The sequence below is a fragment of the Mycobacterium pseudoshottsii JCM 15466 genome (genome assembly GCF_003584745.1).
Taxonomy (GTDB): Bacteria; Actinomycetota; Actinomycetes; order Mycobacteriales; family Mycobacteriaceae; genus Mycobacterium; species Mycobacterium marinum.
Genome location: NZ_AP018410.1, coordinates 4,636,460 through 4,650,529, shown reverse-complemented (window position 1 = coordinate 4,650,529; position 14,070 = coordinate 4,636,460). Strand labels below are relative to the sequence as shown.

General features: G+C 65.6%; 8 protein-coding genes and 2 pseudogenes. 7 read left to right on the top strand and 3 right to left on the bottom strand.

Annotation, left to right across the window (positions count from 1 at the left end; all coding sequences use genetic code 11):
- Positions 1-313: 313 nt before the first annotated feature.
- Both MPSD_RS21015 and MPSD_RS21010 read left to right on the top strand, forming a co-directional pair.
- Positions 314-1,431, top strand: a protein-coding gene (locus tag MPSD_RS21015; RefSeq protein WP_164497866.1) for an IS3 family transposase whose coding sequence is annotated in 2 segments (ribosomal slippage) — positions 314-581 and positions 581-1,431 — 1,119 coding nt in all. Because the reading frame shifts where the segments join, the coding sequence is not laid out codon by codon here.
- Positions 1,432-1,562: 131 nt separating this feature from the next.
- The gene (locus MPSD_RS21010; protein ID WP_086085024.1) at positions 1,563-1,952 is read left to right on the top strand and encodes a DUF732 domain-containing protein; all 390 of its coding nucleotides are present in this window, start codon (positions 1,563-1,565) and stop codon (positions 1,950-1,952) included.
- 106 nt (positions 1,953-2,058) lie between these two features.
- Here the strand turns inward: MPSD_RS21010 and MPSD_RS30445 are convergent, their stop codons facing one another.
- Positions 2,059-2,649 carry a PE family protein gene (locus MPSD_RS30445; RefSeq protein ID WP_036426384.1) on the bottom strand — a complete coding sequence of 197 codons (591 nt, stop codon included), beginning with the start codon at positions 2,647-2,649 and terminating at the stop codon, positions 2,059-2,061.
- A 371-nt stretch (positions 2,650-3,020) separates the two neighbouring features.
- On the opposite strand from MPSD_RS30445, the gene MPSD_RS21000 reads away from it, so the two are divergent.
- The gene (locus MPSD_RS21000; protein ID WP_020786429.1) at positions 3,021-4,994 is read left to right on the top strand and encodes a GMC family oxidoreductase; all 1,974 of its coding nucleotides are present in this window, start codon (positions 3,021-3,023) and stop codon (positions 4,992-4,994) included.
- A gap of 35 nt (positions 4,995-5,029) precedes the next feature.
- Here MPSD_RS21000 and MPSD_RS20995 read toward each other — a convergent pair whose 3' ends face one another.
- The gene (locus MPSD_RS20995) at positions 5,030-6,295 is read right to left on the bottom strand and encodes a PucR family transcriptional regulator (RefSeq protein ID WP_012393437.1); all 1,266 of its coding nucleotides are present in this window, start codon (positions 6,293-6,295) and stop codon (positions 5,030-5,032) included.
- 281 nt (positions 6,296-6,576) lie between these two features.
- Here MPSD_RS20995 and MPSD_RS20990 point away from each other — a divergent pair, with 281 nt between their 5' ends.
- The 4 genes and pseudogenes from MPSD_RS20990 (at position 6,577) to MPSD_RS20975 (ending at position 12,148) form a co-directional block, all read left to right on the top strand.
- The gene (locus tag MPSD_RS20990) at positions 6,577-7,467 is read left to right on the top strand and encodes a lysophospholipid acyltransferase family protein (protein ID WP_036426385.1); all 891 of its coding nucleotides are present in this window, start codon (positions 6,577-6,579) and stop codon (positions 7,465-7,467) included.
- Positions 7,468-7,473: 6 nt separating this feature from the next.
- The gene (locus tag MPSD_RS20985) at positions 7,474-9,006 is read left to right on the top strand and encodes a WS/DGAT/MGAT family O-acyltransferase (RefSeq protein ID WP_086085023.1); all 1,533 of its coding nucleotides are present in this window, start codon (positions 7,474-7,476) and stop codon (positions 9,004-9,006) included.
- Positions 9,003-10,490 (top strand): long-chain-fatty-acid--CoA ligase, encoded by a 1,488-nt coding sequence (locus MPSD_RS20980; protein ID WP_020786432.1) that lies wholly within the window; start codon positions 9,003-9,005, stop codon positions 10,488-10,490. Before MPSD_RS20985 ends, MPSD_RS20980 begins: the two co-directional genes overlap by 4 nt.
- A gap of 92 nt (positions 10,491-10,582) precedes the next feature.
- Positions 10,583-12,148, top strand: a pseudogene (locus tag MPSD_RS20975) (aldehyde dehydrogenase family protein).
- A 16-nt stretch (positions 12,149-12,164) separates the two neighbouring features.
- On the opposite strand, the pseudogene MPSD_RS20970 reads toward MPSD_RS20975, so the two are convergent.
- Positions 12,165-14,035 (bottom strand): annotated as a pseudogene (locus MPSD_RS20970) (alkyl/aryl-sulfatase).
- Positions 14,036-14,070 lie beyond the last annotated feature (35 nt).

Here is a 14,070-nt window from a genome sequence, read left to right as displayed (position 1 = left end):
GGCACACCGACGCGGGTCAATATCGCTGGCATCGCCAAACATTGACCCGATATCCACCGCGTCGTGGCCATCGGCCGCGCCGGGGTAGATGTCGAAGACATCGAGGCTGCCCTTACAGGTTGGCACCTGTGGGTCCGCCTCGCCGAGAAAACACCCAACCTGCAGCCACCCGTCGGCGCATTCGCGACGCCGGTCTTGGCTGACAGTTCTCGATTGGATGGTGCCCATCGTGGACCAAAGAACTCTCATACACCCTGGCTCACTCGATTGGGGCCAGTCCAGCAGCAGCACGCCAGCGCGGAGGCTCGATAGGATCGTGGCGACGAGGAAGAGGCACAGCCCCGAACAGGTTGTACGCAAGTTGGTGACGGCCGATCGGCTGCTGGCTGAGGGGATGGACACGGCGGCGGTGTGCCGCGAGCTGGGTATCTCGCAGGCGACATATCACCGGTGGCGCAACCAGTTTGGTGGTTTGAAGGCTGACGACGCTAAGCGCCTCAAGAAGCTCGAGCGGGAAAACGCCAAGCTCAAGCGGCTGTTGGCAGATGCCGAGCTGGAGAAGATCGCCCTTAAGGAGATCGGGAAGGGAAACTTCTAGGCCCGGAACGTCGGCGGGCGGCCGTTCGTCATCTCCAGCAGGAGCTGGGGGTCAGCGAGCGATTCGCCTGCCGGGTTACCGGGCAGCCCCGTGCGACTCAGCGACACCAGCCCGCAGCCACGACAACCGACCCCGATGCGGCGTTGCGGGCCTGGCTGCGTAGCTACGCGAAGGAGCATCCAGGTCGCGGGTTCCGGCCGGCCTATCGCGACGCCGTCGTTGAAGGCTGGGTGGTCAATCACAAGAAGGTGCAGCGACTCTGGCGCGAGGAAGGCCTGCGGGTGGCGCAGAGTCGGCGCGGCGAGCGCCAGGCCAGCTCGATTTCGCCAAGCGGGATGACAGCCGACAGGCCAAACCGGATATGGGCGGCGGTCTTCCTGTCCGGTGCCACTATCGACGGACGGCCGATCAAGATCATGTCGATTGTCGATGAGCACACCCGCGAATGCTTGGGTGGGCTGATTGTCCGCAGCATCACCGGCGAAGGCCTGATCGCTGTACTCGAGAGACTCGCGGCCAGCCGCGGAACCTACCCGGATGTGGTGCGCTGTCACAATGGACCCGAATTAGCCTGTGCCGCAATGTCCGAATGGGCCACCGAACACGCAGGTCTGCACTTCATCCCGCCCAGTGAACCTCGGCGCAACAATTACGTGGAGTGGTTCAACTCGCGCATCCGCGACGAATGTCTCAACATCAACAGCTTCTGGTCGCTGAACCAGGCCCGGATAGCCATCAATGACTGGAAACACGACTACAACCATCGCCGTCGCCACGCCGTGCTCGGGCACCTGCCGCCCGCCCGCTACGCCGCCGCGTGCAAGCACCGATGAACGGCTCGGCGCTGGATGCGGCCAATCGCAACGCCAGCGGCGCATCGGGGTATTCGCTAATATCCCTAGCAATCGCGTCGTGACAGCCCGGGGCGCCCAACACGCGACATCCGAGCAAGGAGGGGCACGCCATGGTGGCGAAAGCCGTAGCGCTGATGGTCCTTGCGGTCGGATTGGCCGCGCCGGCCGCTGCAGACTCCACCGACGATGCATTCCTGACCAACCTCAACACCTCCGGCATGGATTTCGGATCCCCAGACAAGGCAATCCAAGTCGCGAAAACCATCGTGTGCGGCTCGCTGCACGACAATCCCAATGCCAGCAACGCGGACCTGATCGCCAAGGTGACCAAAGCCACCGACTGGCCGGCGCTCGACTCTGCCTACTTCACCGGAGCCGCAATTCAGGCCTATTGCCCACAGTACGGCTCGCTGACTCCGCTAAGTCTGCCCAGCAAAGTCCCCACCGCCCCCAGTGCACCTCCCGCACCCCCATCCACCTCAGTGTTGCAGACCGCGTAACCGCGATACTTGGTGACCGACTCAACGGTCCCGGCGGCACGCTGTCCTCTTCCAATGATCGTCCACGAGTTCGGGTTGATGACTGATTCCCCGACTGGACTAGCGACTATGGGACAGGGATCGGCGGGATGAAACCGAACGCCCAGTTGATGAGGGAGTTCACCCAATTGATCCCGTAATTGATCCACGAGTTGATCCAACCAAGTGACGGGATGAAACTGAGCGCCCAATTGATTACCGAGTTCACCAATTGGATCCCCCAGTTGATCCACGAGACCGCCCAGTCAATTGCCCAGTTCACGACGTCGAACGCCCAATTGATGAGCTCGTTGATGATAGGCGGAAGCGGGGGGAGTGGGGGTACGGGGATCGTCGCGGTCGAGGCCGCTGCCGCCGAGGCCGACATCAGTGCTGCGTTGGTGGCTTCACTGGCCGCAAAGGCGGACCCAGCCCCACCCAAGGCCTGCACAAACCGGGAGTGAAATGCCGCCGCTTCACCGCAGAGGTGCTGGAAACCTTGTCCGTGCTCCGCGAACAGCGACGCCACCGCCGCCGACACCTCGTCACCGGCTGCGGCCGCTATCCCAGTGGTGGGCGGCGCCGCCGCCGCATTGGCCGCACCCAACGCCGTGCCGATGTTTTCCAATTGTCCGGCCGCCTGGTTCAAACATTCCGGCACCACCATCACGAACGACATATTCGATCCCCATTTCATCGCCACCGATTCCCAGGTGCCGCCGACCGTATCAGCGTCGCCGCAATTCGGGGGCCGAATTCCGCAGATGGTGACGTGCCCGGTCAATCGTCCACGGCGCCGGCGAAGAAGCGGAGTTGGCCGCGGACGCGGTGGGATCCGGATGCCAGCGACGGGGGCAATAGCGGCCGACGGTTGTCCGGCTGACTTGTCTCCCGACGACAAGGCCGCATCAAGAGTTTCGTCACCTGGCAACGTCGACGCACACTCGTCGTCTCGGCAATTCTTATTGCGACCGCGCGGAGGGCACGCGTCGCGATTTCGCTACCTCCCCGCAACGGAGTCAAGATCCCACCAGCCTGTAGGAGGCACCAATGAATTCCCCCGTCACCGATACGCACCGCGCGGTCTTGGCAGCGCTGGCGGACACCGTCGTGCCATCGTTGGATCGCTCCGATGACCCAACCCGGTTCTGGTCGCTGGGCGGCAGTGACCTGCACGCGGATGTCGCGGTCGGATTCACCCTCGTGGAACTTCCCGAGCAACAGCGCGCGCGCATGCTCGCACTGCTCGACGGGCTGCATGCGCAGGGATTCGTCGCCGCCTCGCAATCGGCGCGCGAGCGGCTCATCGGTGACTTTGCCCAGCTGGGTCCGCAGCCGGCGGCGGCGATGAACGCGCTGGTATCGCTGACCCTTGCGGTCGCCTACGCGGGGCCCGATCCGCAGACTGCTAGCAACCCCATGTGGGAAGGTTTCGGTTACCCGGGCGCGCCGCGTATCGAGCCGGGCGGCGACGAGGCCCCCGTGCCGTTTGTTCCCGACGGGCCCGAGCTCAGCGCCGATGTCTGTGTGGTCGGGTCGGGGGCCGGGGGCGGTCTGATCGCGGGCGTGCTGGCGCAGGCCGGGCTCGATGTCGTGGTGCTCGAGGCGGGTGGGAACTTCAATGAGCCCGACTTCAGCGGGCTCGAGTTGCCCGCTTTCCAGCAGATGTTCTGGCGCGGCGGCCCCACCCCGACGGCCGATTTCAACGTCACCCTGCTGGCCGGGGCGACGCTCGGTGGCGGCCCGACGATCAACTGGTCGAACTGCTTGCGCACCCCGGCGCAAGTGCGCGAACAATGGGCGCAGGAGTTTGGCCTCAAAGATGTGGACGGACCCGAGTTCGACCGCCACCTGGACGCGGTATGGGAGCGCCTCGGGGTCAACCCGGATTGCTCGGACCTCAACGGCCCCCACGAACGCATGCGTGACGGCGCCCAAGAGCTGGGCTGGTCCTTCAAAACCCTGTTCCGCAACGCGGATCCGGCCGCGTATTCACCGGACACCGCGGGCTACATCGGCTTGGGTGACCGCTCCGGAGCCAAGCTCGATGTGCGTCGCACCTACCTGCGCGACGCGGTGCACAGCGGTGCCCGGGTAATCGCACGCTGTCGCGCCGAGCGGGTGCTGACGCGGGACGGGCGCGCCACCGGGGTGCAGGCCAGTTTCGTGGACCCGCGCACTGGGGCGAGTGTGCCGTTGCAGGTCAATGCGCCGCGCGTGGTCGCCGCATGCGGCTCGCTCGAGTCTCCCGCGCTGCTGCTGCGCTCGGGTATCGGCGGTCCGGCGGTCGGCCGGTATCTGCACCTGCATCCGGTGGTCGCCATGCTCGCGCTACACGACGAGCCGCAGCAGCCGTGGTGGGGCGGCCCGATGACCGCACTGGTCGACGAGTTCTCCGATATCGAAGACGGCTACGGCTTCCTGATCGAAGGTGCCCAATGGGCGACATCGATCATTGCCGGCGGCATGGCGCGTGCGACCTTCGAGGAGCACAAGGAAACGATGGCGCGGCTGGGGAACGCGGCCTGGTTGATCGGGCTGGCCCGCGACCGCGGGCACGGGACCGTCACGATCGACGACGCCGGGGAGGCGGTGGTTCACTACGATCTGACCGACGAACTCGACGTGCGCATCGCGCACCAGTCGATCGAAGCTCAGATCCGCATCCATGCCGCGGGTGGGGCTCGGGAGATCGTGTCGTTCGCCGCAACCGGCGCCCGCTGGCGCGCCGGCGACGACCTCGAGGCGTTCATCGCCGAGATGCAGCGAATCCCGCTTGGCGCGGGCGGGCATCGGCTGTTCTCCGCCCACCAGATGAGCAGCTGCCGGATGGGTTCGGATCCGGCCACCTCGGTTGCGAACGAGTGGGGCGAGCTGCACGACACGCCCGGGGTCTTCATCGGTGACGCGAGCGCACTGCCGAGTGCCAGCGGTGCCAATCCGATGATCTCAACAATGGCTCTGGCACATCGCACCGCGGAAGCCATCGCTGCGATCGCCGTGCCTGGCGGGGGCAACGCCTGACGTGGACAACCACGGCAGTTCTGGGCTGACCGACATCAGCCCAGAACTGCGGCCCCGTACCAATGGCAAAGCAGGAGTGCGACTTCAACGTCGAGGCGGTCATCGGTGAGCGGTCGGCCCCGACGCTTGATCGCGCGCTGCACTCGATACTTGACGGAGTTGTGATGCAGGTGAAGCTCCTCGGCGGCCGCTTTGAAGCTCGATCCGCTGCGCAGGAACGCGCGCAGCGTCTCCCGTAGCCGCTCGTCGCTATCGGTTTGAGAGGCCAGCGGGCCGAGTATCTGGCCGACCCAGGCCGCCGCGTCCTCGATGTTGCGGCCGAGTAGACCCGCCATGGAGAGCCCAGGATCGCCGGCGGCGGTGACCCGATGCGCATTGGAGCCCAACACGATTGCTACCGAACGAGCGTCCCGCGCCTGCCAGTGCGAGCGGCGGAAGCCGGCTACATGTGGCAGGGGATCGCCAACCGCGATCCACGGGATGTCGGTTCGCTCCCGGGCGAATTCGCGGATCTCTGTCACCGCGTTTCGCGCGGTGTCGGTCGTCAACGGGACCCATGCCCATCCGGTCAGTCGGTCCACCGGGATGAACAACGGGCTCGCGCTCGCGCCAACCGACTGTCCGAATTGGCGGATAACCCGTTGCATGATCGCGAGTTCGTTGCCGAGGGCGGGCCCGTCGAACCACATCACGGTGGCCAGGTGGATGAGGTTGAGTGGATAGCGAATCTCGGTCGTCATGGCATCGACGTCGAGCTGGGCTCCGTCGAGTACTTCACGTACTCGCAACGCGCGCAGACTGTTTCGGTTCTCGGTCCAACGGTCGTGCTCACTCTGATAGGTATTCACCACTTCTTGGGTGATGTGATCGACGTAGCCGAAGGTGACCTGCTCGATGCGGCCGAATACGTCCAGGCTCAGGCCCTGGTCCAGCTTCAAGGCGCGGACTTGTCCGCGTGCGACGTCGAGTACCGCCTTGTGTCCCAGCCGATAGGAGCGCACCAGCGAGTTCACCGACACCTCGCGTTGTGCCAGGCGCCGTGCGTGCTCGAGTGCGGCTGTTGGCGGCTCGACGTTTTCGATTCGGATCCCGTGGCGGATGGCGGAGAAGACCGTCTCGATATTCGCCCTGATGCTGTCATGCAACAGTCTCGTCAGCAACGCGTCCTCGCGCAGTTCGCCGACTTCACTGACCACCTCGGCTTCGACCGTGTCGACAAGCGAAGTCATCAGGTCACCGAGCCGCGTGACGATTTCGACCGCCCAGGTGTCGACGGAGTCTTGCTGGCGGTCTGCGGCCATGCCCAGACTCTATGACGCGGCGGCGGGCCGGCGAAGTGATTCGCGGGTTCGCCCGGCGCGAAGAGGTTTGTTCTCGAGAGACAAAGACTGCCTGCGGAGTTGGTTGCCTGACGACCTCGTTTCCGAGTTCTGGGAGCCGTAATTTTGGAGACGTCGGATTCCGTTCCACCCCATCGCGCAGCCATGGTCCGGGCGATCCGTTCAGTCAATGACAGTCAAGGGCAGCTGATGCCATCCCGTCGAGCGCTCGCTCGGCGTGAAACGCGTAAGGAGGAACATTCATGACGACCGCGACCGTCACCCCTATCAATACCAGGCAAGCGCCCCAGGGGCGGCTGGAGAAATTCATGGCACGTCGCATTGCCGGGGCGATGTCCGCCGCGGCCCCCAACCAGCAGTTCATGCGATACGTGCAGAATCCGATCTGGAATTTCCGGTGCGACAATTACTTTCGGGTGGAGATCGATGGCTGGCACCGCATCCCTGACGAACCGTCGTTGCTGATCGGCATCCATTCGGGCGGCTCGCTGACAATGGACGCGTGGACGCTGGTGCATTCCTGGTATCGGCGGTTCGAGGGACGGCGGATCTTGAACGGCACCGCCCACGACGTGTTGATGGCCGCGCCGCTGCTGGGCGACTATTTCAAGGCCCTCGGGGTGATTCCGGCGTCCCGCAAGGGGGTCACCGATGCCCTGGCGGCGGGCCACGATGTGGTCGTCTGGCCGGGAGGCGAGCAGGATGCGATGCGCAACTGGCGCCAGCGGGACAAGGCGATCTTGTCCGGCCGCAAGGGATTTGTGCGCCAGGCGATCCGTTCCGGTGTGCCGATTGTGCCGGTGGCCACGGTCGGTGGCCACGACACCGTGTTTGTGCTGTCCGAGGGCCGGTTCATTGCTCGCTGGACGGGTCTGGGTAAGCGGCTGCGCGGCGCGACGATACCGATCATCGCGGGCTTCCCGTTCCCGCTGGCCGTCGAGATCCTGTCCGCACATCTGCCGTTGCCGGCCAAGATCCGCACCGAGTTCCTCGATCCGGTTTACGTCGATACCGACCCGGCGCGCGCCGACGACACCGAGTACGTGGACAAGATCTACCGGGAAGTACAAAGCGCGATCCAGGACGGGATGGACCGGCTGGCCAAGCGCCGCAGCTTCCCGGTGTTCGGGTGAGCTGCGATGCACCAGCTCACCAGTCTTGACGCGCAGTTTCTCGCCGCTGAAGACGGTCGCACGCACGGCCACGTCAGCGCGTTGGGCATCTACGATCCTTCGACCGCGCCCGGGGCGAGGCTTACCCTCGAGGCTGTGCGCGACCTCGTCGCGACGCGGATCGACTCACTGGCGCCGTTTCGGTGGCGATTGGCGCCTGTGCCGCTGAACCTCGACCACCCCTATTGGTTCGACGATCCGGTCTTCGATCTCGAGTTTCACATCCGTGAGCTGGCATTGCCCGCCCCGGGTGACGACCGCCAGCTCGCCGAGCAGGTGGCGCGCCTGCACGCGCGCCCGCTGGACCGCGGGCGTCCACTGTGGGAGCTCTATCTCATCCAGGGCTTGTCCGGGGGGCGAGTCGCGATCATGACCAAGATCCACCACTCCGCCGTCGACGGGGTGTCGGGCGGCGAGTTGCTCAGCGTGTTGTTGGATCCCGACCCGAACCCCCGCACACTCGAGCGCCTCGAACCGGCGCAGCGCCCTCCTCGGCGCGGCGACCCGGTTCCGGGTCAAGTGGGGCTACTGCTGCGCGGTCTGCTCGGTTTGGCCCGGCAGCTGCTGCGCGCGCTCGCCGCGACACCGCGCACGCAGCCACATCTGGACCAAGTGCCCACCGTGCGGATGTTGCCCGGGGTGCGGGCGCTGGCGGCCGGCAGCGCTCTGCTGACCGGCGCGCGGCGCCGCGACGGCGGCGTGCTGGAGCGGACCAACCTGCGGGCACCTCGAACACGATTCAACCGGCGTATCGGTCCGCACCGCCGGTTCGCGTTCGCCTCGGTGCCGTTGGCCGATGTCAAGGCGGTCAAGAACGCGATGGGCGTCACCGTCAACGATGTCGTGCTCGCATTGAGCGCCGGGGTATTGCGTCGGCGGCTGGCCGCCGCCGGCGATCTGCCGACCGAGCCGTTGCTGGCCATGGTCCCGGTGTCGGTGCGCACCCCCGAGCAAGCCGGGACCTTCGGTAACCGCGTCTCGACGATGATCGTGCCGCTGCCCACCGACGAACCCGACGCTCGGCGGCGAGTCGCGCGGGTCAATGACGTCATGCGCTCGGCCAAGCAGCGTCACCGCGCCATCCCGGCCACGCTGATGCAAGACGCCAACCAATTCATTCCACCGGCATTGCTGGCGCGGGCATCCCGGGTCGTCGGCCAGCTGTCGGTCAGCGACCCACTGGCGCCGCCGGTCAACGTCGTGGTTTCCAACGTTCCGGGCTCACCGACGCCGTTGTATCTGGCCGGCGCCCGGCTGCAAGCCCAATTCCCGGTGTCGATCGTCATCGACGGCGTCGGGGTCAACCTCACGGTGTTGAGCTACCGCGACTCACTCGACATCGGCGTGATCGCCGATCGTGACCTCGTCGAGGACACGTGGCCATTCATCGAAGACATCAAGGCGGAGCTGGCAGAGCTGTCTGCTCTGGTGATTCCGCGCCCAAAGCGCAAGACTCGAACTCGCACCGCGAGAACGCAACCCAAGGAGGATCCGAAGTGACCAGTCTGGCCGGCAACCTGATCGAGGGCGCTCGCCGCCACCCGAACCGAATCGCGTTGCGTCTCGACGAAATCGAAATACCTTACGGCGCACTTGATACCGCCAGTGCGCGGCTCGCCGGCCTGCTGATCCAGCGCGGATTAGGACCCGGCGACCGGGTGGGTGTCATGCTGCCCAACGTCCCCTACTTCGCGGTTGCCTACTATGGCGTGCTGCGTGCGGGCGGGGTGGTGGTGCCGATGAACGTGTTGCTCAAGGAGCGGGAAACCAGCTTTTATCTCACCGACTCCGAAGCCAAGGCGATCATCGCCTGGCACGAGTTTGCTCCCGCAGCTCAAGCGGGTGCCGATGAGGCTGGCGCCGAGTGCATCTTGGTCAAGCCGGGCGAATTCGAGGAACTCATCCAAGCGGCCGAGCCGCTCGAAGAGGCGGCCGTGCGCGAGGACGACGACACCGCGGTGATCCTCTACACCTCGGGCACCACCGGAAAGCCCAAGGGCGCCGAGCTCACCCACGCCAACCTGCGCCGCAACGTCGAGGTGATCGTGCAGATGCTGCAGGTGGGGCCCGATGATGTGATCCTGGGCGCCCTGCCCCAGTTCCACGCGTTCGGGCAGACCGCCGGGCTCAACGCCGCAGTCGCCGCCGGCGCATGCCTGACCCTGATCCCGCGCTTCTCGCCGGAGAAGGCTTTGCAGATTATCGAGCGAGACCGGGTCACTGTTTTTGAGGGCGTGCCCACCATGTTCGCCGCGATGCTGCACAGCACCGAGCGCCCGGACACCGGATCGTTGCGGCTGTGCGTGTCCGGTGGGGCCGCGATGCCGGTCGAAGTGATGCGCGGCTTCGAGCAGGCCTTCGGCACCATGGTGCTCGAGGGGTACGGCCTGAGCGAAACCTCGCCGACGGCGTCGTTCAACCATCCCGATCGGGAGCGCAAGCCGGGGTCGATCGGCACGCCGATCGCTGGGGTCCAGATGAAACTTCTCGAAGTCGACACGCACGGCATCGGCGAGATCGCCATCCGCGGGCACAACGTGATGAAGGGCTACTGGAACCGGCCCGATGCCACCGCGGCCGCGATCGACGCCGAGGGCTGGTTTCGCACCGGGGATCTGGCGCGCATCGATGAGGACGGCTACTACTTCATCGTGGACCGGTCCAAGGACATGATCATCCGGGGCGGCTACAACGTCTACCCGCGCGAGATCGAGGAGGTGCTCTACGAGCATCCCGAGGTCCGCGAAGCGGCGGTGGTCGCCGTTCCCGACGACATGCTCGGGGAGGAGGTGGGCGCCGCGACTGCGCTGATACCGGGCGCCACGTCAGACGCCGCAGCGCTTTCGGACTTCGTCAACGAACGCGTCGCCGCTTACAAGTATCCCCGTCGGATCTGGTTCGTCGATGAACTGCCCAAGGGGCCTACCGGCAAGATCCTCAAACGCGACATCACCGTTCCCCAGGCTAGCCCGGCGCAGCAGTGATGACCGGGCACGTAATGACCCATATCCCGTCCGGGCGCGGCGGCGGCCAAGCCGCTGTCGACACGCTGCGCTGAGATCCTGAGGAGATTGAAATGTCAAGCATCGCAACCGAACCAACAACGCAAAAGGATGATGGCCAGCCTCAGATCCCGGTTGAGAACCCCGCGACCGGCGAGGTCATCGGGCATGTTCCCGACATGAGTGCGGCGCAGATCGCCGAGCTGGCCCGGCGGGGCCGGGCCGCCCAACCGGGCTGGGAGGCGCTGGGCTACGAGGGCAGAGCCGTCGTGCTGAAGCGGATGCAGCGCTGGCTCGTCGACAACGCAGATCAGGTGATCGCGACGATCTGCTCCGAAACCGGCAAGACCTACGAGGACGCGCAGATCGCCGAATTCATATACGGCGCAGCGGCATTCGGGTTCTAGGCAGACAAAGCCCCGCGCTACCTCGCCGACGAGCGGATCCACTCATCGTCGGTATTCGTCAAGGGCAAGCGGCTGGTGCTGCGCTACCGGCCAATGGGGCTCATCGGAGTCATCGGCCCGTGGAACTACCCGCTGACCAACTCCTTCGGCGACTGCATTCCCGCACTCGCGGCCGGAAACAGCGTGATTCTCAAACCTTCGGAGGTCACGCCGCTGACTTCGCTGCTACTGGCGCAGGGACTGGCCGAATCCGGTTTGCCTGACGGCGTGTTCGCGGTGGCAACCGGCCGGGGCGGCACCGGTGCGGCCGTCATCGACGAGGTCGACATGATCATGTTCACCGGTTCCACCGCCACCGCCACCGCCACCGCCACCGGGCGCAAGGTCGCGGTCCGCGCCGCCGAGCGCCTGATACCGGCATCGCTCGAGCTCGGTGGCAAGGACCCGATGATCGTGCTCGCCGATGCCGACATCGAGCGGGCAGCCAACCACGCCGCCTACTATTCGATGTTCAACTGCGGTCAAACGTGCATCTCTATCGAGCGCTGCTACGTGGAGGCGCCGGTCTACGGCGAGTTCGTCGCGAAGGTCACCGAAAAGGTGCGTGCGATCCGCCAGGGCGTACCCGCCGGCCCCGGCAGCGTCGACGTCGGGTCACTGACCTTCCCACCGCAAGTCGAAACGGTGCAGCGCCACGTCGAGGAAGCGGTTGAACGTGGCGCGAAGGTGCTCACCGGCGGTCATCGCGGCCGGACGAAGGGGTACTGGTATGAACCGACGGTGCTGGTCGACGTCAACCACGACATGGCCTGCATGCGCGAGGAGACCTTCGGGCCGACGTTGCCGATTATGAAGGTCGCCGACGCCGAAGAGGCGATTCGGCTGGCCAACGACTCGGAGTACGGACTGTGCGCCGCGGTGTTCTCCCGCGATCTGGCGCACGCCGAGGCCGTGGCGCGACGCGTCAATTCGGGTGCGGTCACCGTCAACGACGCGCTGTTGAACTACACCGCGCTGGAGCTACCGATGGGCGGAGCCAAGCCGGGCTCCGGGGTTGGCTATCGCCACGGCCCGGGTGGCATCCGCAAGTACTGTCGCCAGCAGGCGCTGCTCATTTCCCGCTTCCACGCGCGTCGCGACGTCCACATGTACCCGTACTCGGCGCGGCGAACCCGGATCCTCGGCCGCCTGGTCGGGCGTCTGTATCGGGGAGTTCGGGGAACCGACAGCTAGGGTGCGTGGAGAGGTACTACGGCGTCACGATGTTGAAGTCGGGGTTGGGCCTGTCGAGCACACTGACAAGGGATTGCAGGGCTTGCGGGTCGCCACTGATCTCGACGCCGGGGGAGGTCTGATCCCCGGCTGCCAGGGTGACCAACCTCAGCTTGCCCGCGAGTTTGATCGTGGCATTCGCGGTTGACGCATCGGCGCTGGCCTTGCGATAGACCAATACCCCGTTGCGCAGCGTGAGCCGGTAATTGACTGCCAGGTCGTCGAACGAAACATCAAGTGCCAACGAGAGATCCCACGCCTTCGGGCCGTTCACGCTGATCGCCAGGACGTCGAACATCTGCTCGGGCGTGAGTTGGCCGAGCAACGAGGCCGACGAGGCGGCCTGAGTGGGCGTTCCCATGTTGCCCGCCGCCAGCTCGGTGGCTCCGGACAGGAAGAAGTTTCGCCAGGTGGCGCACTCCGCCCCGTAGGCCAACTGCGTCAGGGTGTCCGCGTACGGCTTGCGCGCGCCGGCGTGCTGCTCGTCGGTGAACACAATGTGATCAAGAAGTGTTGCAGCCCAACGGTAGTCGCCGGTGTCGTAGGCCTTCTGGGCCAGTTCGAGGGTGCGGTCGATGCCGCCGATGGCCTCGACGTATCGGGGCCCGATCGCTTCGGGCGGGTGCTGCCAGAGCCGGGCGGGATTGCCGTCGAACCAGCCCATGTAACGCTGGTAGACGGCCTTGACGTTGTGGTTGACCGATCCGTAGTAGCCATGGGTGTGCCAGGCCTTCTCCAGCGCCGGGGGCATCCGGAAGTTTTCCGCGATCTCGATACCGGTGTATCCCTGGTTGAGCAGGCGCAGCGTCTGATCGTGCAGGTAGGCGTATAGATCCCGTTGCAGCGAGAGGAATTCCACGATGCCCTCGCGGCCCAGGTCGGCCAGTGGTGTGAGGCGAATACGACGTCGGTGCGATCGGCGAAGGTGTCGATGGCCTCGGTGAGGTAGCCCGACCACGCGTGCGGATCGCGCACCAGCGCGCCGCGCAGGGTCAACAGGTTGTGCAGGTTGTGGGTGGCGTTCTCGGCCATGCACAGCGCCCGGAACTTGGGGAAGTAGAAGTGCATCTCTGCCGGCGCCTCGGTGCCGGGAGCCATCTGGAATTCGATGTCGACACCGTCGATGGTGTGGATCTCGCCGGTGCTGGTGATGTCGATCGTCGGCACGATCAACCCGACCTCACCCAGGGAAGGGGTCTGTCCCAGGCCGCATCCCACCTGACCTTGCGGACCACGCGGCAGGACCGCTCCGTACATGTACGCCGCCCGGCGGGCCATCGCGGTGCCGGCATAGACGTTCTCTTGCACCGCGTGTTCGACGAATCCTTCGGGCGCCAGCACCGCGACCTTGCCGGCATCGACGTCGGCCTGGGTGGTCACCCCGAACACGCCCCCGAAGTGGTCCACGTGGCTGTGGGTATAAATGACGGCGCTCACCGCTCGGTCACCGCGGTACAGGGCCAGCGCGGCCGCCGCCGTCTCGGTGCAGACCAGCGGGTCGATGACGATGACACCGGCGTCGCCTTCGATGAAGCTGATGTTGGACAGGTCCAGTCCGCGCACCTGGTAGATGCCCTCGACCACCTGGTAAAGGCCCTGCTTGGCGCAGAGCTGCGACTGACGCCACAGGCTGGGATGCACCGACGGCGGGGCATCCTCGTCGAGGAAGGAGTAGGAATCGTTATCCCAGACCACCCGGCCGTCGGCGGCGGTCACCACGCACGGTGACAACTTGGCGATGAAACCGCGATCGGCGGCGGTGAAATCCTGCGTGTCGCCAAAAGGGAGCGCGCTGAGGTGATCGCGGTGATTCGAGACGATGAAGGGGCTGGGACTGGTCTGCTCCATGACCCTAATTTGTAGCCGAAGGCGCTGCGGTGAAC

Bases quoted from the DNA above. Each gene is read 5' to 3' on its own strand.
- MPSD_RS21010 (WP_086085024.1), top strand. From the start codon at position 1,563: ATGGTGGCGAAAGCCGTAGCGCTGATGGTCCTTGCGGTCGGATTGGCC.
- MPSD_RS30445 (WP_036426384.1), bottom strand. From the start codon at position 2,649: ATGTCGTTCGTGATGGTGGTGCCGGAATGTTTGAACCAGGCGGCCGGA.
- MPSD_RS21000 (WP_020786429.1), top strand. From the start codon at position 3,021: ATGAATTCCCCCGTCACCGATACGCACCGCGCGGTCTTGGCAGCGCTG.
- MPSD_RS20995 (WP_012393437.1), bottom strand. From the start codon at position 6,295: ATGGCCGCAGACCGCCAGCAAGACTCCGTCGACACCTGGGCGGTCGAA.
- MPSD_RS20990 (WP_036426385.1), top strand. From the start codon at position 6,577: ATGACGACCGCGACCGTCACCCCTATCAATACCAGGCAAGCGCCCCAG.
- MPSD_RS20985 (WP_086085023.1), top strand. From the start codon at position 7,474: ATGCACCAGCTCACCAGTCTTGACGCGCAGTTTCTCGCCGCTGAAGAC.